This is a genomic window from Paenibacillus sp. 05T425 (assembly GCF_056396205.1).
Window position 1 is genome coordinate 1 of sequence record NZ_JBFTLA010000027.1, and the last position, 19,039, is coordinate 19,039.

Annotated in this window: 16 protein-coding genes, 1 rRNA gene and 1 pseudogene; 14 read left to right on the forward strand and 4 right to left on the reverse strand. The window is 50.3% G+C overall.

All coding sequences use genetic code 11. The features are described 5' to 3' along the window. Positions 1-146: ribosomal RNA gene (locus AC1DF0_RS30980) — 23S ribosomal RNA — on the forward strand; the annotation flags it as partial. A 211-nt stretch (positions 147-357) separates the two neighbouring features. On the opposite strand, the gene AC1DF0_RS30985 is transcribed toward AC1DF0_RS30980, so the two are convergent. Beyond that, on the reverse strand, positions 358-693 hold the full coding sequence (locus AC1DF0_RS30985; RefSeq protein ID WP_477577359.1) for an ankyrin repeat domain-containing protein: 336 nt from the start codon (positions 691-693) through the stop codon (positions 358-360). Then, positions 690-845, reverse strand: a complete 156-nt coding sequence (locus AC1DF0_RS30990) for a hypothetical protein (protein WP_442052396.1) — start codon at positions 843-845, stop codon at positions 690-692. Before AC1DF0_RS30990 ends, AC1DF0_RS30985 begins: the two co-directional genes overlap by 4 nt. A gap of 194 nt (positions 846-1,039) precedes the next feature. Here AC1DF0_RS30990 and AC1DF0_RS30995 point away from each other — a divergent pair, with 194 nt between their 5' ends. Genes AC1DF0_RS30995 through AC1DF0_RS31020 form a run of 6 tightly spaced genes read left to right on the forward strand, consistent with a single transcriptional unit; the run spans position 1,040 to position 6,835 of the window. Beyond that, on the forward strand, positions 1,040-1,507 hold the full coding sequence (locus AC1DF0_RS30995) for a YdeI/OmpD-associated family protein (protein WP_477577361.1): 468 nt from the start codon (positions 1,040-1,042) through the stop codon (positions 1,505-1,507). Between the two features lie 18 nt (positions 1,508-1,525). Then, positions 1,526-2,290, forward strand: a complete 765-nt coding sequence (locus tag AC1DF0_RS31000; RefSeq protein WP_475824517.1) for an AAA family ATPase — start codon at positions 1,526-1,528, stop codon at positions 2,288-2,290. A gap of 23 nt (positions 2,291-2,313) precedes the next feature. Continuing rightward, on the forward strand, positions 2,314-2,808 hold the full coding sequence (locus AC1DF0_RS31005; RefSeq protein WP_442052393.1) for a CYTH domain-containing protein: 495 nt from the start codon (positions 2,314-2,316) through the stop codon (positions 2,806-2,808). 35 nt (positions 2,809-2,843) lie between these two features. Further along, positions 2,844-4,928 carry a class I SAM-dependent methyltransferase gene (locus tag AC1DF0_RS31010; protein ID WP_477577363.1) on the forward strand — a complete coding sequence of 695 codons (2,085 nt, stop codon included), beginning with the start codon at positions 2,844-2,846 and terminating at the stop codon, positions 4,926-4,928. Positions 4,929-4,961: 33 nt separating this feature from the next. Continuing rightward, the gene (locus AC1DF0_RS31015; protein ID WP_477577365.1) at positions 4,962-6,215 is read left to right on the forward strand and encodes an S-layer homology domain-containing protein; all 1,254 of its coding nucleotides are present in this window, start codon (positions 4,962-4,964) and stop codon (positions 6,213-6,215) included. 26 nt (positions 6,216-6,241) lie between these two features. Beyond that, on the forward strand, positions 6,242-6,835 hold the full coding sequence (locus AC1DF0_RS31020; RefSeq protein ID WP_477577367.1) for an AAA family ATPase: 594 nt from the start codon (positions 6,242-6,244) through the stop codon (positions 6,833-6,835). Between the two features lie 35 nt (positions 6,836-6,870). Here AC1DF0_RS31020 and AC1DF0_RS31025 read toward each other — a convergent pair whose 3' ends face one another. Further along, positions 6,871-8,259, reverse strand: coding sequence for a DUF5808 domain-containing protein (locus AC1DF0_RS31025; RefSeq protein ID WP_477577369.1), 1,389 nt, complete (start codon positions 8,257-8,259; stop codon positions 6,871-6,873). A gap of 157 nt (positions 8,260-8,416) precedes the next feature. On the opposite strand from AC1DF0_RS31025, the gene AC1DF0_RS31030 reads away from it, so the two are divergent. The 7 genes and pseudogenes from AC1DF0_RS31030 to AC1DF0_RS31060 all read left to right on the forward strand — a co-directional run bounded on the left by AC1DF0_RS31030 (position 8,417) and on the right by AC1DF0_RS31060 (position 18,124). Then, positions 8,417-9,406, forward strand: a complete 990-nt coding sequence (locus AC1DF0_RS31030) for a Gfo/Idh/MocA family protein (protein ID WP_477577371.1) — start codon at positions 8,417-8,419, stop codon at positions 9,404-9,406. Between the two features lie 410 nt (positions 9,407-9,816). Further along, a pseudogene (locus AC1DF0_RS31035) lies at positions 9,817-11,232 on the forward strand (RtcB family protein). Positions 11,233-11,280: 48 nt separating this feature from the next. Then, positions 11,281-12,063, forward strand: coding sequence for a nucleotidyltransferase domain-containing protein (locus tag AC1DF0_RS31040; protein ID WP_442052386.1), 783 nt, complete (start codon positions 11,281-11,283; stop codon positions 12,061-12,063). A 44-nt stretch (positions 12,064-12,107) separates the two neighbouring features. Beyond that, on the forward strand, positions 12,108-13,373 hold the full coding sequence (locus tag AC1DF0_RS31045; protein WP_477577373.1) for a class I SAM-dependent methyltransferase: 1,266 nt from the start codon (positions 12,108-12,110) through the stop codon (positions 13,371-13,373). Positions 13,374-13,378: 5 nt separating this feature from the next. Further along, positions 13,379-15,964 carry a metallophosphoesterase gene (locus AC1DF0_RS31050; protein WP_477577375.1) on the forward strand — a complete coding sequence of 862 codons (2,586 nt, stop codon included), beginning with the start codon at positions 13,379-13,381 and terminating at the stop codon, positions 15,962-15,964. A 471-nt stretch (positions 15,965-16,435) separates the two neighbouring features. Then, positions 16,436-17,245 (forward strand): adenosylmethionine decarboxylase, encoded by an 810-nt coding sequence (speD, locus tag AC1DF0_RS31055; RefSeq protein WP_442052383.1) that lies wholly within the window; start codon positions 16,436-16,438, stop codon positions 17,243-17,245. Positions 17,246-17,251: 6 nt separating this feature from the next. Next, entirely contained in the window at positions 17,252-18,124 is an 873-nt protein-coding gene (locus AC1DF0_RS31060) for an SDR family oxidoreductase (protein ID WP_477577377.1), read from the forward strand. A gap of 23 nt (positions 18,125-18,147) precedes the next feature. Here the strand turns inward: AC1DF0_RS31060 and AC1DF0_RS31065 are convergent, their stop codons facing one another. Beyond that, positions 18,148-19,035 carry an SDR family oxidoreductase gene (locus AC1DF0_RS31065; RefSeq protein WP_442052381.1) on the reverse strand — a complete coding sequence of 296 codons (888 nt, stop codon included), beginning with the start codon at positions 19,033-19,035 and terminating at the stop codon, positions 18,148-18,150. Positions 19,036-19,039: the final 4 nt, after the last annotated feature.

The following is a 19,039-nucleotide window of genomic DNA, read 5'->3' on the forward strand; positions in this document are numbered from 1 at the left end:
TGAAAGCATCTAAGCGTGAAGCCCCCCTCAAGATGAGATTTCCCAGTATGTAAGACCCCTTGAAGACGACGAGGTTGATAGGTTCGGGGTGGAAGCACAGCAATGTGTGTAGCTGACGAATACTAATCGGTCGAGGGCTTATCCTAAAAGGCTTATATGGTCCATACAACCTGTAGGCAACAGCTAAAACATTCATTCAAAACGTTCATATTCAGTTTTCAAGGTGTAAGCATTCATGCTTACTAGCAAAAACCTGAGCGATTCATGCTTCAAGGTTTTTTTTGTGTTTTCAAATAAGCCTCGGTTGTATAATGAGTTGTGTATTCTACTTGAGAGGGAAAACAAGATGGAATGGATTTAAGTGCGGTTATTTTGTTCGCTAATCAGTCGTTTCAATAGCCTTGCCATGGCTGTTCTTCCATGACGAGTCGCGTAGTCTAGAGCGGTATCTCCGTTGCGGTCAGGCAACTCGATCTCTGCCCCGCATTGGATGAGAACATATACGATTCGCATATTCTCATGAAGTGCGGCGGCTATGAGCGGTGTGATCCCCATCTCATTGGAATAGTTGACGTCAGCACCTTGAAGCAATAACAATCTCACTTTGGAGTAGTCATTATGAAGAACCGCTGTGAATAAAGCCTCGTCTACCCCTGCATCTCGTTGTTCGTTCTTTGTCCCCTGCATCATCATTGTCCTCTGTTCCTATGGATCTCGCTTACAAGTTGATCGACTTGCCGACACAGCTCGATAATTTCGTTATCCTGCCATAGCTCCTTATTAGCCGATAATAGAATCAGACGATTTCGCAGCTGCTCAAGCCGTTGTTCCAAAGGAACGTCCATTAAGCCACCTCATTCACTTATTGTTGCGATTAACGTAATAGTATCATTTTAGCGCAATGTCATAAGCTGTGATAAATGCCATAAGTTCCATTTGCTAAAACTATTTTCACTAGTCGAGTAGGGTTTGTGAAACTAGGCCATTCGTTGCTACAATAGAGCTAGACCTATTAACCGCTCGAGGATGGAAGGAGTACATGATGGAGGAGTTTGAGACTGCACTCGTAAGACCGGAGGGGGTAGGGACATGGACGTATGTCACAATTCCTTGCTCTGTGGAACAACTGTACGGAACGAAAGCACAGGTAAGGGTCAAAGGAACGATTAACGACATCCCATATAGAGGTTCATTGATGCCTCATGGCAACGGCTCGCATTATATGGTCATCAATAAGACGCTTCGGGAACAAGTGAAGGCCGAGGCGGGTGAGAGCGTACGTATGACGATGGAGCTGGATACGGCTCCGCGCGATGTAGAAGTTCCGGATGATTTGGCAGCAGGCCTCGGGGAAGACGAGCAGGCGCGCTCAGTCTTCGAATCTCTTTCCTACTCGCATAAGAAGGAATACATTACGTGGATTGAAGATGCCAAGAAGGCGGAAACGAGACAGAATCGTATCGTAAAATCGATTGAGAAATTGAAAGCCGGCAAAAGGCTGAAATGACGCAGGAGGACTAGCCTGATGGCAAAAAGCGAACTGGGACTTTATCTAAGAAGCGTTAGTCTGCTTCGTGATCTCATACCTGCCTTCGACAAGTATCCGTTCAATCTTAGCGCGATCCGCGAATTGGAACGGCTCGACTTTCATCCAAAGGTGACTTACATCGTCGGCGAGAACGGGATGGGCAAGTCTACCTTGATGGAGGCGATCGCGATTGCACTCGGATTCAACCCGGAGGGCGGAACGATTAACTTTTCGTTCTCCACGGAAGCGACACATTCCGAGCTGCATGAATATATAAGACCGGTGAGAGGGGCTGTGCGACCGAGAGACGGATTTTTCTTCCGGGCCGAGAGCTACTACAATCTGGCGACAAATATTGACGAGATGGACCGTCAGCCCGGTTTTGGCGGTCGTGTCATTGACTCGTATGGGGGCAAATCGCTCCATCAGCAGTCGCATGGCGAGTCGTTTTTTGCAGCGTTTCTTAACCGCTTCGGCGGGAACGGTCTTTATATCATGGACGAGCCGGAGGCTGCTTTATCGCCGCTTAGGCAGATGGCCATGCTCTCGCGCATGCATGAGCTCGTACAGCAGCGCTCCCAATTCATCATTTCGACGCACTCGCCGATTCTAATGGCCTATCCGGACTCCTATGTTTATAGCCTAAGCCCCGAGGGAATTTCGCTTACGACGATGGAGGAGACGGAGCATTACATAATCATGAAGCAGTTCCTAAATCATAAAGAGAAGATGTTAAGAGAGTTGTTCGGCGAAGAAGATTGAGTTAGCAAAAGGAGAGAGACGAGATGGCATTGGAAATTGAACGTAAATTTTTACTGCAAGAAACGGTAGATAGCTTGGTCCAACAAGGTGAAATCCAAGTCGTATCCGAGCAGCGGATCGAACAGACGTATTTGGCGCTCGATGTGAATCAGGAGCTGCGCGTCCGCAAAATTACGAACGTGGCTACGGGGGAGCTAAGCTTCACGCATACGTTCAAGCAAGGCAATGGGCTAGCGCGCGAGGAGATTGAATACAGCATTACGGAATCGATCTATGGGCAAGTCGTTAACGCCTTCCAAGCTGTTCCTCTTACGAAAAACCGCGTCACCGCCGAATGGAACGGTGACATAGTAGAGATCGACATTTATGATCAGCTTAAGCTTACGGTGCTGGAGATCGAGTTCGAGTCCGAGAGCGAAGCGCTTGCATTTGAGGCACCCGAGTGGTTCGGCAAAGATATCAGCGATGAGAGGCAATACAGCAATAAGACGGTATGGCGGGAATTACAGAAGAAATAAATTCATTCACGGCAAACGAGGAGGAAACGCACCTTATGCTGCAATCGCTTCAAGCCATTCAGGCTTATCGCCAAGGCGAGCCCGTCAATCCGGAACGGCATCCTTGGCTTCATTACCTCACGTCCGCGGAAGAAAGAATCGTTAACGTAGAGCGAATAAGCTCCCTCGATCAGTTAAAAAATGCAAATCCGGTACTCGATTATGTGGAGAGAAGCTTGCGTATTCTGGATGCGAAGAAGCTCTCTTATTGGATGAAGGACGCGCTTGAGCAGGTACTAGCCTGGTCGGAGACGGCCAAGGGCGGCACGTTCAAGGATCGTATGCGCTGGCAGTCGGAGGGCATAAATATTTTCGTCCATAATGTCGGATCAGCCCAGCTCTACGAGCGTTCGCTGAACGAGGGGCAATTAGGTGGCGAGACTGCGATTATTTCTTTGCTCATTGAAGCCCATGGACTGATCGGTCAGCAAATCCGCGGAGAAATACCGCAGTCCGAGGGTGCCGCTCTGCTCGAGAGCGTGAATAGCGGTCAACTGACGGCGGAGGAGCTAGAGCAGGTGCTGCTCCAGCTTAACCATTGCGTGATCGGGGCGGTAGCACCCGAGCTATGGGAAGCCGTAGGCGCAGAAGTGGCGGAGCGCATTCACGAGCTGGTTATCGAGCGCTCAGTTAGGGTGGAGGAAACCCGTGATCGGCTGCGAAGAATGCGCACGTTGTCGATCAAGCGCGGCGAATCGTTCGATGATGTGTACGATAAGCTGGATCAAGCGTACAGGCTTCAAGAGCTGCTTGAGCCGCTGAGCGAAAAGACATTTTGGTATGCGGAGCCTGCCCTGCAGGATTTCTCGCTGGAGCACTTTCTGAAGCTGATGGCCATCGCCACCCGCAATGAAGGTTTAGGTAATGTGCGGCATATTAGTTTCGAGCGGCTAATGAATGCCATGTACTATGACTACCGCGGCCAGAAAAAAATTAATGTCTATAAGCTGCGTATGATGGAGAAGTATTTGAATGAGCTGGATTGGAACGCTATTCGATCGGGCCGGATGACGCACAGCAATCCGCATTTGAGCCATAGGCTGAGTCAGAAGGAACAGCTTGAGGATACGATATTTGTCGAGTTCGAATTTTCCGCTGCTGCGGAAAAGCTGATCGCCTTCTGCGTGGAAGCCGAGAAATCGCCGCTGTACGAGCGGGCGGTATTGCTGCTGTATGATCTGTTCGAGCTGCGTAGGGACAAGTACGACCGTTTCCACAACGAAGAGGTATACCTAGCCGACATGAATCAAACGGCGGATTACAAAAAAATTATACTCGACTACGTCGTCGGCGATCGTGTCATTGATATCGGTCCGGGCGGAGGCGTGCTGCTTGATCTAATTGAGGAGCGACTGCCTGACAAAAAAGCGATTGGCATTGATATTTCTACCAATGTCGTAGAAGCGCTGAACCGGAAGAAGCAGCTTGGCGGCCACCGCTGGGAAGTGATGCAGGGCGATGCGCTGAACCTGAAGGATTACGTAGAGCCGGGCAGCATAGATAGCGTTATTTTCTCATCCATCATTCATGAGCTGTACTCCTACGTCCCTTATAACGGCAGCAAGTTCAATTACGACACGATAGCGGCTGCGCTTCGCAGCGCGTATGATGTCCTCTCCGAAGGAGGGCGTATTATTATTCGCGACGGTATTATGACCGATCCGCCCGAGATGACGAGAAAGCTTCGTTTCCTTCAGCCGGATGCGATGCCATGCTTGGAGCGATACAGCAAGGACTTCGCTGGCCGCAAAATCGTATTCGAGAAGCTCGGTGATAATGAGGTGCGAATGCCGGTTAACGATGCGATGGAGTTTCTGTATACATACACCTGGGGAGAAGAGGCTTATGTGCATGAGGTACAGGAGCAGTTCGGGTATTTCACGCCGAATGGCTATCACGATTTCATCCGACTTACGCTAGGAAGCAGCGCTAGAATAGTGACGAGCAGCCATTACTTGCAGGCGGGCTATACAGAGGCGCTGGCTGACAAGGTAGAGCTGTACGGGGAAGACGGCGTACATGTGCCGTTGCCGGACAGCACCTGCTTCATCGTCATCGAGAAGCGAACGGGTAAGGAGTAGATTGATTTTAACAGTTCTGGGGAGATCAAGTAGATGAAGAAATTCGCTATCATTATCATGAGCATCATCATTATGGTTGTGGCTGCACCTATTCACGCTGCTGCTGCAACTACTACTAATAGTTTCAAGGATGTTCCAGCCACTCACTGGGCTAAGGACGTTATAACTGAGGCAGCTAAAGCTGGCTATGTGACTGGCTACCCTGACGGCACTTTCCGACCTAACGACCGAGTCAACGTGGATGAGTTCATCACCATGATGATCCGCTCCCTGACGACGAAGCAGTCCAACGGCAAGGTGACTTGGTCCATGGAGTACTTCGACCAGTTGAGCTACCCTATGCAGTCCAACCTGGTTGAGACGACGGAGTACTTCGACCCTAACAAAGTCGTGTCAGCGACTAAGTACTGGGCTGACCCCTACCTCGACCAAGCTCAGCGCATGCTGTTCTTCAAGCGCGTCGATCCGGCTTGGGGCGGCAAGTTTAACGTGAGCCTGAGCCGTGAGAAGGCTGCTTACCTCGTCATGTCTCTGCTGGCTTGGTCTGAGCACCACGAGAACGAGATGCTTGCTGACCTGGCTTGGAGCGACATCAAGGACAAGAACAGCATCGTATACACGACGCACGTCATCGAGGCTTACATCAAGGGTGTCATAAATGGCTACCCTGACAAGACTTTCAAGCCTAAGGGCTACATCACCCGTGCTGAGTCTGTCGTCCTGGTCGACCGCATCGTGAAGAAGTCTAATCGCACACCTCACCTACCGGATCTGTCTGGTAAGCACTACACTACGGTTGCGATGCCGGGCGGCGATACGAAGTACTACGTCTTCCCTAACGCTGAGTTTAATAAGCTGTTCGACGCCCTTGAGGCAGTCCAGGAAACTGCTCCATCTGACAGTTACCTTGAGGATGCCCGCGTCGTTCAGACTTATTACACAAACAAGGAAGATTACGACAAGATGACTTACGAGAATTATCGAGGCATCTACGACTTCCAACCTTCTGTGATGAGCGTAGGCCTTGGTTCTTCGGACATTGACTTTGGAATTTCAATAGATTCTAAGTATTCAATTAATGGATATGAAAAGATCTACAACACTTTTGTCAATTTTATGTTCGAGTCCAAGTCTGAGCAGTTCAACAAGATTTTCATGGACAAGCTTAAGGAGCGGAAGGACAAGGGCACAATTAAGCCGGTAACTATGGTGATCAACAACCGTGAGGTTCGTATCACGACTGTAGGTTACAATGGAATTGTGGCTTACATTTCAATTAAGCGCTAACGGAGGTAGAACGTGTCATTGATGCGATGAGGAAACTCGTTTTTTTTGTAGGCGGTGCGGGGGCAGGCAAGACGACGCTGGCGAAGGCGCTTGCGGCAAGGCGTGGAGCGGCTCTGTTCGATATGGACACGATGCTGCGTCCCGCGGCGGTTGCGCTGATGACGCAAGCAGGATTAGACCCGGACGACCGGGATTCGGCGGCCTACAAGGCGCTCTGCCGTGATCTCGGCTATCGGATTACGATGGACGCAGCGCTGGAGAATGTGGCGATCGGGAACGATGCGCTCGTGATTGGTCCTTTTACGAAGGAGACGGACGATCCAAAGTGGATTGAGTCGGAGCTCGCGAGGATCGGAGCAACGCTCAGCGATGTCGAGGTCTCGGTCGTGTTCGTCCAGCTTAAGAATGATCGACAGCATTATGAGCGAATTGCTAGGCGGGGCTTGCCGCTCGATCAATACAAGCTTAAGCACTGGGAAAATTTCAGCCAAACGTCACTAGCATCGCGGGAGCTGAAATGGAGCATTCCTGCGAGTTCAGTGCTTTATTTCGACAACTCAGGTGAGCTTAAAGAGCAGACGATAGACCTGGTGGAGCAATTCGTCTATGGTGCGAAATAGCCGTATTAGAAGCAAACAAGGATGACCCCTGAGGGTCATCCTTGTTTGCTTGCTTCAACGAGACTGGCGTAAAGCTCTCGCGTCTTGGCAGGGTCATTTTCATTGTAGATGATATAGGTATAAGGCAGTTTGATCATGATGTAAGGCGGTTTGTTTTTGTAAATGTACAGCTTAGTCTTGCCAAGTGAGTCTAGCGTGAAGCTGCCTCTTGCATAAGCAGCGGTTGCCATGCCGTTCGTGCGAAAACCCGAAGGAACGGTGTCCTCAAGCGTAATTGCCACCACATCATTCAGCGGAAAATCGAAATCGTAAGGCGAATAATCAATTGCAATACGTCCGCTATTCTCAATGGTCAGTACAGGCCCTGTGTAGTCCGACTTAATGGCAAAAGCGCTAAGTGGAAGGATAATGGCCAAAGAAACGATAATCGTTCCGTATTGAATCCTTCTGCCTGTCCGAGTAGCCATATTGATCGTTGTTCCGATACCGACTCGCTTCGGCACCATGACCGACGGGTCGTTCGGATTATAATAGGTGGAGCCGTTCTGCCAATATTGATCGTCGTCGATCAGGACGCTTTGACCATCCGTATGGGCGATGTCATATGTAAGCATGGCGAGCTTGTTATGAACGAACAGTATTCCGGCCACTGGGACCAGGGAAACGAGCAAAACGCCGATGAGCCAAAATACAAAAGTCGAAGAGCTGCCCTCGGATAATATCAGGTAGCCCGTAATTGCACAACCGCTCTCGAAGATCGCCATGGACAGCCATAAAATAGACCAATACCGTCTGCCGGCTGAATGGATTGCCTCGTTAACGAGCTTGTTCTCGCTATACAATTTGGGCTTCATTCTCGTAAATGCAGCCGAGAGAGCGAATAAGATGGATGTTATGCCTAGGGACGCTACTCCCGTCATGCGCAGCAGCATGTCCGATTGTTGGAATGACAGGATGATGAACACTAATGCGACAGCTACAGGTATGGCGAACCAGTAAGCGGATAATAGGGTCGCTTGTGTTAAGCTGCTAATTTTATCGTCGATGCGAACCGTACGCGGCTCGCCTATGAACCATTTCTTCTCCCTCTTCAGCATAGCGGCTCCATGATGGACGCGGATGAAGGGCAGCCTCGATGTGTACAGAAAGACGGCTAGCCACATTAGCGTGTAAATAAGCGACAAGGAGAAGAAACTGGTAAGTCCGAACAATGGAATTACTGCAAGCAAGGCAATCGTAAAGTAGACGGTATACGACTGATTGTACAACGTTTTCAGATCGAGCAACTGCTTGTCGTCTAGTGCTTCCGGGGGAAGCGTAATCCCGAATAGGATGCTGCCTTTCGGTTTATTTTGGCCAAAATAGATGAGAAGCACGATGATGTAAGTGATAAAGATCGGGATGAAAAGTATGTATTTATCCAAATATTCAAGCCTCCTGGTTATGGTTACGATGAGTTGTAGTATTTAAGCAGCCGCAAGCTTTACTCCTATTATACGAACATTTATACTTCTAGGTGCACGGTTTTTTTGAGATTAAAAGTTTTTAACCACAATAAAACGCAGTAAGGATGGGAATTAGATGGTTAGATTCGGAGTTATCGGAACGAATTGGATTACGGAGCGGTTTATCGACGGGGCGCGCGAGGTCGCGTCATTTCAATTAACGGCGGTTTATTCGCGAACGGCGGAGCGTGCGGAGGAGTTCGCTGCCAAGCACGAAATTCCAAATACATATACAGATATAGCTGCCATGGCGGCAAGCGGCGAGATCGACGCGGTGTACATTGCGAGTCCGAACTCGTACCACGCACAGTATGCGATTGAATGTATGAAGCATGGCATTCATGTATTGTGCGAGAAGCCGATCGCTTCCAACGCGAAGGAGCTGGGCGAGATGATTACGGCGGCGAAAGAGAACGGCGTGCTGCTGATGGAGGCGCTGAAGTCAACATTCATGCCGGGTACGGCAGCGATTAGGGAGCATTTGTCCAAAATCGGAACGGTGCGCCGTTTCTTCGCGAGCTATTGCCAATACTCCTCCAGATACGATGCCTATAAGGCGGGCACGGTGCTTAATGCGTTTAATCCTGCATTTTCGAATGGCGCTATCATGGATATCGGCATCTATTGCATCTATCAAGTTGTAGCGCTGTTCGGCAAGCCTGATGAGGTGAAGGCAACGGGCGTTATGTTGGAATCTGGCGTTGATGGCGAGGGAAGTTTATTGCTGAAGTATGCGGACATGGATGCGGTTATTATGTATTCGAAAATAACACAGTCCTCGCTTCCTTCCGAGATTCAGGGAGAGAACGGCAGTATCCTCATCGATAAGATCAGCGAACCGGAGAAGGTCGTCATCCAATACCGCGACGGCAGAGAGGAAGACCTGTCGCAGCCGACCTCCGGAAATTCGATGTATTACGAAGCGAAGGAATTTATCGAGTTGGTCGAGGCCGGCAAGACGGAATCGGCGATTAATTCGCTCGCAACTTCCATGCTGGCCATGGAAGTCATGGATGAGGCGAGAAAGCAGCTGGGGCTTGTGTTTCCGGCGGATTTGAAGGATTAAATGGTAGTTGAGACTGCTCTTATGAAATCAAATGGTGAGCTCGGTCGATGGATGGCATTCTAACGGAAAAAGAAAAGTTTCGCGGTAACCAAGCGAGCGTGAACAAGTTAATTTTAAAAATAGTTTGACAAAACCCAAATGCTGGCTTTATTATGATGAGAATCAATTGAAGGGAGGCCGACCACTATGTTCAGCTACAATCTACCTGTCGAATTACAGCATCAGCTACAGCTTAATAGCTTGTCCATGTCGTCGGCCTCATCGGGGCCCTCGACTGCTTTCTAATACTTCGCGCTTATTGAAATTTTTTGTGAAGTTGCAAAAGCATAGGCGTATTGAAGCCGTGGACGATGAGTATCGTCTGCGGCTTTTTTGCGTTCATTTCCGTCACAGAGAGGGTTAGAGAAGTTATGAAAGAAATGTATTATCAGCAGGTAAGCCTGCCAGCGGGACAGGTGCATGTGTATGCCGGACCCGAATTGTTCGCCGCGCTTGATTACAAAGTGTTCCAAATGGCGAACAACAATTTGCAAATTCCGAATCAATTTTATATGAGCTATACACCGGACGTTCACGTCGGAGTAGGAACGTGTATTGGAACGACTGCCGTATGGCAAACCGAGAACGGGTATGTGTCGCCGTCTATTGTCGGCAGCGATATTGGCTGCGGCATGCGGGTGCATCTGACGAATATGCACAAGGATGAATTACGAGATATTAAGCTGCGGCGCAAGCTGGTGAAGGCGATCGATAAGTATTTGCCCTCTGAAGAGCACGCCCGGGGCCACTTCTCCGATATTCGGCTGGAGCATGTGCTGAAGAAGGGATTGCATGGACTGCCGAAGAAATATGTCCCTGACGCATATACGCCTCGGAAGGCAAGCTCACTTACCCATGTCGAGAGCAGCAAGTTCAGCTTCGACGAGGAAGCGCTGAATCGGTTTCCTGAGGTCGTGTGGCATCGCTCGCACCGTCAGCTAGGGACGCTTGGCGGAGGCAATCACTTCGCGGAGATTCAAGCGATTGAGATTGCGGAAGAAAACCGTGAAATTGCGCAGAGTTGGGGTCTATTCGACGGCCAGGTTGCCGTCATGATCCATTCTGGCTCGCGGGCTTGGGGCGGATCTGTTAGCCAGTACTGCAGCAATGATATTGCGAAGATGATGCGGGCCGAAGGCATTGGTACGGCCGATCCGAAGCTCGTATACGCCCCGCTATCCCACCCGCTTGGCGAGATGTATGTGAATCTACTTTATTCCTCGCTGAATTACGCCGTCGTCAATCGCCATCTCATAGCCTATGCCATTCGCGAGGCAGGCAAGGAAGTATTCGGCTCGAAGTTCGAGATGAGCACGCTATACGATCTCATGCATAATTACGCGAGGAGCAGCATGACGGAGGAAATTATTTCGTTCATCGCAAAGGAGCGACACGAGCGCTGCCGGCAGGGCATCCGGACAATCCGCAACCCTATGCGGCTACGGGCCATCCGGCACTCATTCCAGGTTCGATGGGAACGTCCTCATATATTATGGTTGGCAGTGAGGGCGGCAAAAACAATTTTCATTCCATCTGCCACGGAGCAGGACGCATTCGGTCGCGCAGCGCGACGAAGCGGCTCATCACTGTGGATGAGTTCGCATCCGCCATGCGTGTCGGCGAGGAAGATGAGGTTGTCGTCAACCAGCGCTCGCTGGAGTCTCTCATCGATGAGTCCCCTCAAGCTTACAAGGCACGTCGATCAAATTATCGAGAGCGTCGTAGGCGCGGGGCTCGCCAGCGTAGTTGCGAAATGCAAGCCGCTTGCAACGGTGAAGGGCGTATAGTAAAGAACGAACGATTATTAATAGAAGAGAGAAGAGGAAGTGACCCTCATGACCGAAGTCCGTTATGAAATTTTGCAGCAGTTAGGCGACATAGAGCGGGAGGAAAATGTTCGAATCTTATATGCATGCGAATCGGGAAGCCGGGCTTGGGGCTTCCCTTCCAAAGACAGCGATTATGATGTGAGATTCATCTATGTGAGGCCGGTTGAATGGTATTTGTCCATATTCAGCGGCAGAGATGTCATCGAGCGGCCGATCAGCGACATGCTGGACATTAACGGCTGGGACATGAAGAAGGCGCTCGGTTTATTCCGCAAGTCCAACCCGCCGCTGCTCGAATGGCTGCAGTCGCCAATACCGTATTTCGAGAATAGTACGGTAGCGAATCGGATTCGAGAGATCTCGCCGTTATCTTTTTCGCCGAAATCCTGTATGCATCACTATCTGAATATGGCTAGAGGCAACTATCGAGAGTATTTGCAGGGTGAGCAGGTCAGAATCAAAAAGTATTTTTACGTGCTGAGGCCGCTCCTGGCTTGCGAATGGATAGACAGCGAAGGAACGATGCCGCCGATGGAATTCGAACATCTCGTCAGGACATATATGGAAGAAGGAAGCGAGCTGCGTACTGTCGTGGAGGAGATGCTTGCGCGCAAGAAAGCCGGAGACGAGCTCGATTACGAGCCACAGCTCAAAGTGATCAACGCATACATAGAGAGCAAACTCGCCTACTTCGAGAAAGCGGCTGCTGCGCATAAAGCGCCGGAGACGCTGCTGGACGATAAGCTGGATAATCTGTTCCGACAGGTATTGAAGGAAGTATGGAGCTAGAGCCAACAAGGATAGTGGATGGTAGATAGGAGGGGAAATAAGAGATGGCAATCGTACAACTGAGCTCGAGCAATCCAGATCTGTCGTTCGTGATTAAGAAAAATCCGAATGCGGGCATGATGCTTCGAGCTGTAAGGAAAGGAATCGCCTACGGCTGGTACAGCGAGCCGTCGTCGTTCCATGTTTACTTCAAGGATGCGGATAATGAGGTTTCGTTCAAAAAACACGCAAAGRACGACTTCGAATACTTAAACGTATCCCGTTACAATACACCGCTGTTCCCGCTTGCGGCGATCAATGAGTTTTTCTCAGCGCCGCTGAAGGCACAGGATACGCGGGATGTAGAAGGCTATGAGCATACGCTTCATATCAATATGATTCATATTCATCTTGTGCGTTATATTGAGTTTTTCAATAAACATATGCAAGGCTTCACGTTCGAAATGGAGCATCTTGCTCACAAGAGCTATTCACTTACGATTAAAACGGGGAAAAGCCTGCATCATCTGATGCATGTCGCCAGCGTGCTTTGCTTGTTTCTAGCGTTGTTCGGCGAGGAGTATCTCGATCTTTCAGATGATTTGATCGTGAAGTATATGAAGAGCGTCCAATTGATCGACGCGCCGTTCTACATTCGCAGCCTGTTCGCCCGGAACTTCCTTTCGACAAGAGAGCGATTCAAGAAGTATAAAGCCGAGCTGGAGAAATCGGATCGTTATGCGATCAGCTTCGAATTCGGCGGTACGGCGCAGCAGCGGCGAAGCTTCATCGGCGGCGTGCTGCCGTTCAACAAAGCGATCTTGGACGTCGGCTGCGGTGAAGGTTTCTACGCGATTCCTTTCGCGGCGAAAATCGAAGACAGCTATTACGCGATCGATATTAACGAGCCATTGCTGGAAATCGTGCAGCGTAAGGCGCAAGCAAAGGACATTGACAATATAGCGACGTACCCGTCGATTGACCATTTTGTCGGACAATATAATGGGGAGCGCGTCGATGTCGTCATGACCGAGGTGATCGAGCATATGAGCGAAGAAGAAGCGGCTGAGCTCATTGTACAAATATGCGGCAGCGTGGACTTCGATCATTTTATGCTGACGACGCCTAACGCGGATTTCAACACGTATTATGAGCTGGAGGACTTCCGGCATGACGATCATAAATGGGAAATGGGACGCACCCAGTTCGAGCAGTGGTTGCATCGCATTATCGAACCGCTAGGTGTAACCTGCGAGTTCGTTGCGATTGGCGACGGCGTGAATGGTGTGCGGACGACGCAAGGTGCGATTTTGAGAAAGAGGGGGGAATAAGAACAGTGGAAATAACGACGAAGGTTCATACGATATTTATGTTGATCGGATCGACGGAATGCGGCAAAACGACGTTCGCGAAGCATGTTCTTATTCCTCAGCTTGGCTTCGAGGATGCAGCGCGCGGCGTGAAGGCGAACGTACAATATTTGTCCTCCGACGGCATTCGCCAGGAGCTGCTTGGTTATGAATACGATAAGTACGACCAAGTAATGCTTGAGGCAAGCGCTCAAGCGTTCCAGCTATTGTACGAGCGGCTGCGTATGGTGACATCATTCCCGGTGAACGCGGAATTCGTTGTTGTCGATACGACTGGACTTGCTGAGGACTTTAGGGAAAAGGTTCGGGAAATCGCGAAAGCGAATCATTATAACCTAGAGGTTATCCTGTTCGACTACAAGAAGCGGGAAGATTATTACGCCTCAGAGCGTTCGAAGAAGCTGATTACGGCTCATATTAATCGGCTGCGCAAAGAAGTGCTCGGTTCACTGGCAAGGGAGCAATATGGTAAGATCCATAAAGTGAGGGCGAAGGACTTCTTGTCGCCGGTGGATGGCGGTGCTAATCCGGATTATAAGGTTAACATCACGAATAAGGATGAATTGATTTCGTGCTCGTTGCCTCAAGATGGCAAATACATCGTCGTTGGCGACGTGCATGAATGTGTCGATGAGTTGAAGGCGCTGCTCGTTAGCTTTGGTTTCGAGATGGATGGCAATAGGCTTATTCATACGGACAAGACGCGGAATACGAAAGTGCTGCTTGCAGGTGATTGGATTGATAAGGGCGGTCGAACGGGAGACATTATCGAGTTTCTCTATGACAATCAAGACAACTTCCTGTTCGTGATGGGCAACCATGAGAATTTCGTCAGCAAGTACATGAAAGGCGAGATCAAGGGCGTGGAGCAGGAGCTCTTGGATCACTTCTTCGATTCGACGAAGACGCTCTCGAAGGATAAGTCGCTGCTCGCCAAGTTCGACCATTTGTTCTCATTGTCGAAGTCGTTCTATCGACTGATCGGCACGCGTACGCCATCGTTTTATGTGACGCATGCGCCTTGCGAGAGCAAGTATATTGGTAAGCTGGATAGCGATTCGGAGCGCCATCAACGCAACTTCCGCATTGACCGCGACAAGCCGCTCGAAGAGCAACTGCCATTCTTGAAGCGGGATGCGGTAGGCAACCATCCGTATCATCTGTTCGGCCACATTGCGGCGCAGCAGTCGTTCCGTATCAAAAATAAGATCCATATCGATACTGGCGTTGTGCAGGGCAATGCGCTAACAGGAGTCATATTGGCGCATAAACCTTTCTTCAAGACGCAGAAGGCTGGGGCGGTCATTTCGGATGAGCCATTGCCGCTCTTGTTCAAGGAGGAACGCAAAGTATCGCTGCAGGAGCTTAGCGATGAGGATTCACGCAGGTTGCGATACATTTCGAACAATAAGATTAACTTTGTATCGGGAACAATGTCGCCTGCGGATAAGGACGAAGCTGCCGGAGAGCTGGAGTCTCTTGCGCGCGGACTGGATTATTTTGCGAATCGCGGCATTCATAAGGTCGTGCTGCAGCCGAAGTATATGGGCTCTAGATGCAATGTGTATTTGCACAGAGAGCTTGAGCAGTGCTTCGCTGTCAGCCGCAATGGATACAAGATAAATGCGGTCGATATGGCACCGGTGTATGAGGTTTTACTTGGCAAGTTCGGAGCCTATATGGAGAAAAACGAGATCGAACTGCTGTTGCTTGACGGAGAGCTGCTTCCTTGGCTGGCGCTTGGCGACGGTCTCATTCAGCGGCAGTTCAAGCCGATAGGCAAGGCGCTTGAGACAGAGCTTGCTCATCTGACTGGGAGCGGATTCGACGAAGCATTGGGCAAGCTGCTGCAGGCTTATGAAGAAAGCGGCTTCGAGAAGGATCAGGATCATTTGGCCAAGAACGTGCTTAGCGAGAAGTATGGGGCAAACATCTACCAATCTTATAAGTATGTAGCCGATCTGAGAGGGAAGCATGTTCCGCTCCACGAGCATATTGGCGCTTATGAAACGTACAAGAAGCAGCTTGAATTGTATGCCGAAGCGGGCGAGCTATCGTATAAACCGTTCGCGATGCTTAAGATCGTTTACCAGAACGGCGAAGAGCTGCTGCCGGATTGGCCGACTTCGGAGATGTACCGGTTCTTGTCGGATGACGAATTCGTTGTGCTTGATTTGTCTGAGGCGGGGAGTTATGAGGCAGCGGAGCGCTACTTCGCCAAGCTGACGGTAGAGCAACATATGGAGGGTGTCGTCATCAAACCGGATGAGCGGGATGAGCGGGCGCTGCCTTATATGAAGGTTCGGAATAAAGAATACTTGTCGATCATTTATGGATACGATTATCGTTTTCCTCATAAGTACGGCAAGCTAATGAAGCAGAAGAACATTCAGCTTAAGGCGAGGACGTCGCTCAATGAGCATCGCCTCGGCAATCGGATGCTCGCGATACCGTTCGCCGATATTAACACGGCGAATGAGAGCTATAGAGCAGCGGCAGCTGAGCTGCTGTTCGAGACAGCGAAGGAGAAGGAAATCGATCCGAGGCTGTAACGATGAAGAATGAAGCATTTTGCATCTCGGCTGGTCCGGGTGCAGGATGCTTTTTTTACTATGACTGACCAACCAACAAAAAAACGTGATTGGTTCCCACTAAACTTCCAATTGTTGCAGCTATCGATCCATGTGCGAAGTCCGAGTTCGGCTGTCCGAGCCTCGGTTGCTGATACTAACGGACACCAGAGACTCTTATGGGTTGATTTGCGATTTTAACTGTACTAACGGACAAATAAGCCTCTAACAGGTGTGTTTGGCAGCGGAATCGATTCGATTGGCGCAATTAGCGTCTGTTGTGTCCGTTACGATGCAGCGGCGGTCGAATAATGGCAATTAGGGTCATTTATGTCCGTTAGCCGACTGCTCCTAATTGAGTCGCCGTAGTTTTTTTGCGTGTAACAAAGCAATATTCGCATCGGTCTCTAATTATTGGGTAATAGTAGTTAGGAAGGAAAAGGAGGGATCAAGGTGAAGCTAACGCATGAACAGCGAATACAGCTGCATGGCTTCAATAACCTGACGAAGTCGCTCAGCTTCAATATGTACGATATCTGCTATACGAGGTCGAAAGAAGAGCGAGAGTCTTACATCGCCTATATCGACGAGCAATACAATTCGGAGCGGCTGACGAAAATATTGAATGACGTGTCCGATATTATCGGCGCTCATGTGCTCAATACCGCAAAGCAGGATTATGTGCCGCAGGGCGCAAGCGTAACGCTGCTCGTATCGGAAGGGCCGATTGTCGAGGTGCCGACGGAGTCGTTCGAGGAATCGCCGGGACCGCTGCCGAATTCGGTTGTCATGCAGCTCGATAAAAGTCATATTACGGTCCATACGTACCCTGAATACCATCCGGATGAAGGAATCAGCACGTTTCGAGCAGATATCGACGTATCGACCTGCGGTGAAATCTCACCTCTTAAGGCGCTCAACTACTTGCTCCATTCGTTCGATACGGACATTATGACGATCGATTACCGGGTGCGCGGATTCACGAGAGATATCTACGGAGATAAGCTGTTCATTGATCACGATATCAATTCGATCCAAAATTATATTCCGAAGGAAGAAGCCTCCCTGTACGATATGATCGACGTCAATATTTATCAGGAGAACGTATTCCATACGAAGTGCAAGCTGAAGCAATTCGATCTGAACAATTATTTATTCGGCTACACGAAGGACGAGCTGACGCAAATGGAGCAAGAGGAGATTACGAGCCGCTTGAAGTCCGAGATGGACGAAATCTTTTATGGCAAAAATATAAGGAGCTGATCACAGATGACGAATGCATCCAATAATAAAACGCCTGTGTTTCCGCCGCAAAATCAAAATCGACAGCCGGGCATCGAATCAGAAATGAACCCGCTGCCGATCTATGAATGGGAAGGATATAAGGCGGCGGGCAAGCTGAAGGGGAAGGTCGCAATCATTACGGGCGGCGACAGTGGAATCGGCCGCGCAGTTTCGGTTGCTTACGCGAAGGAAGGCGCCGACGTCTGCATCGTGTATCTCAACGAGCACGACGATGCGAAGACGACGAAAGCAGCTGTTGAACGGGAAGGTGTGAAGTGTCTTCTGCTGGCTGGCGATGTAGGAGACGAAATGTTCTGCAAGGATGTCGTGAAGCAAACGATAGAGACGCTCGGCAGACTGGACATCGTCGTTAACAATGCGGCTGAGCAGCATGTCAGGAAGAAGCTGGAGGACATTACGGCCGAGCAGCTTCATGCAACGTTCCGCACGAACGTGTTCAGCATGTTCTATCTGACGATCGCAGCGATGCCGCATCTGAAAGCGCCGGCCTCTATTATTAATACAGCTTCGATCACGGCGTACAAAGGCAATCCGACGTTGATCGATTACTCCTCGACCAAAGGAGCAATTGTCTCGTTCACCCGTGCGCTCGCTGCCAACCTCGCCGCCCAGGGAATCCGCGTCAACGGCGTTGCTCCCGGCCCGATCTGGACGCCGCTTATTCCGGCTTCGTTCGACCCGCAGTCCGTGTCGACCTTCGGCTCGGACACGCCGATGGGACGCGCCGGCCAACCGTATGAGCTGGCTGCGGCGTACGTCTACCTGGCATGCGATGATTCCAGCTATGTGACCGGTCAGATGCTTCATATTAACGGCGGGGAGATTGTGAATGGTTAAATGATTATCTGAGGGAGCATGGCTTACAGAAAGCCATGCTCCTTGGCGTAATTACCCCAATGCGGTCGTCTGCCATCGACGTCGACGATGCCGAATTCATCGGACATGGTCCAGCTCGGGAATACAAGTCCGGAACGCGACATTAGATCGGTACTTGCGGCCAGCGCTGCAATGCCCTTCCCGATATAATACGGCGTCTCCGATTGTAAGAAATGGACGGCGTTAGGATCGTCGCTATGGTGGACGGCATCTTGCCAGTTGTCCTCCGTTACGCCAAAGTGCTCAAGCATTTCCTCGGAACGAAGGAAGCCGGGCGTAATGGCTATTGCAGCTACACCGTGAGGCTTAAGCTCCTCGGCCATCGCTTCTGCCAGATGGATGGGCGAGATCTTCGCTAAGCTATAGAACAGATTGCCTCGATAGCGGTAGTCAATGCCGTCTGTAACTTCAATAATGAGTCCCTGCCCGCGGGCAACCATGAGCGGCGCGCCGTAGTAGCTCGTGATGAGATGGGACTTTACCGCACGCTCTTGCATGAGCAGTCCGTTTGGCAGCGATTGCTCCCAGAACGGCTTGCCCCATTCGCTCAGCTTCTCGCCGCCCCAAATATTGTTGACGAGAATATCGAGCTGTCCCTCGTGCTCTTCCTTGATCCGTTCGAAAAACGCTTGTACTTCCGACGGATTCGTATGATCGACACGGACAGGAACACCGATGCCGCCGCCCGCAGTGACGAGCTCGGCCGTCTCCTCGATCGTCTCCGATCTGTTTAAGTCCGATGGATTTCCCCGCATGCTTCTTCCTGTGCAAAAAACCGTTGCCCCTGCAGCCCCTAGACCTACGGCAATCCCGCGTCCTGCACCGCGCGTCGCGCCTGCAACGACTGCTATTTTTCCTTCTAATGGCTTCATTCGG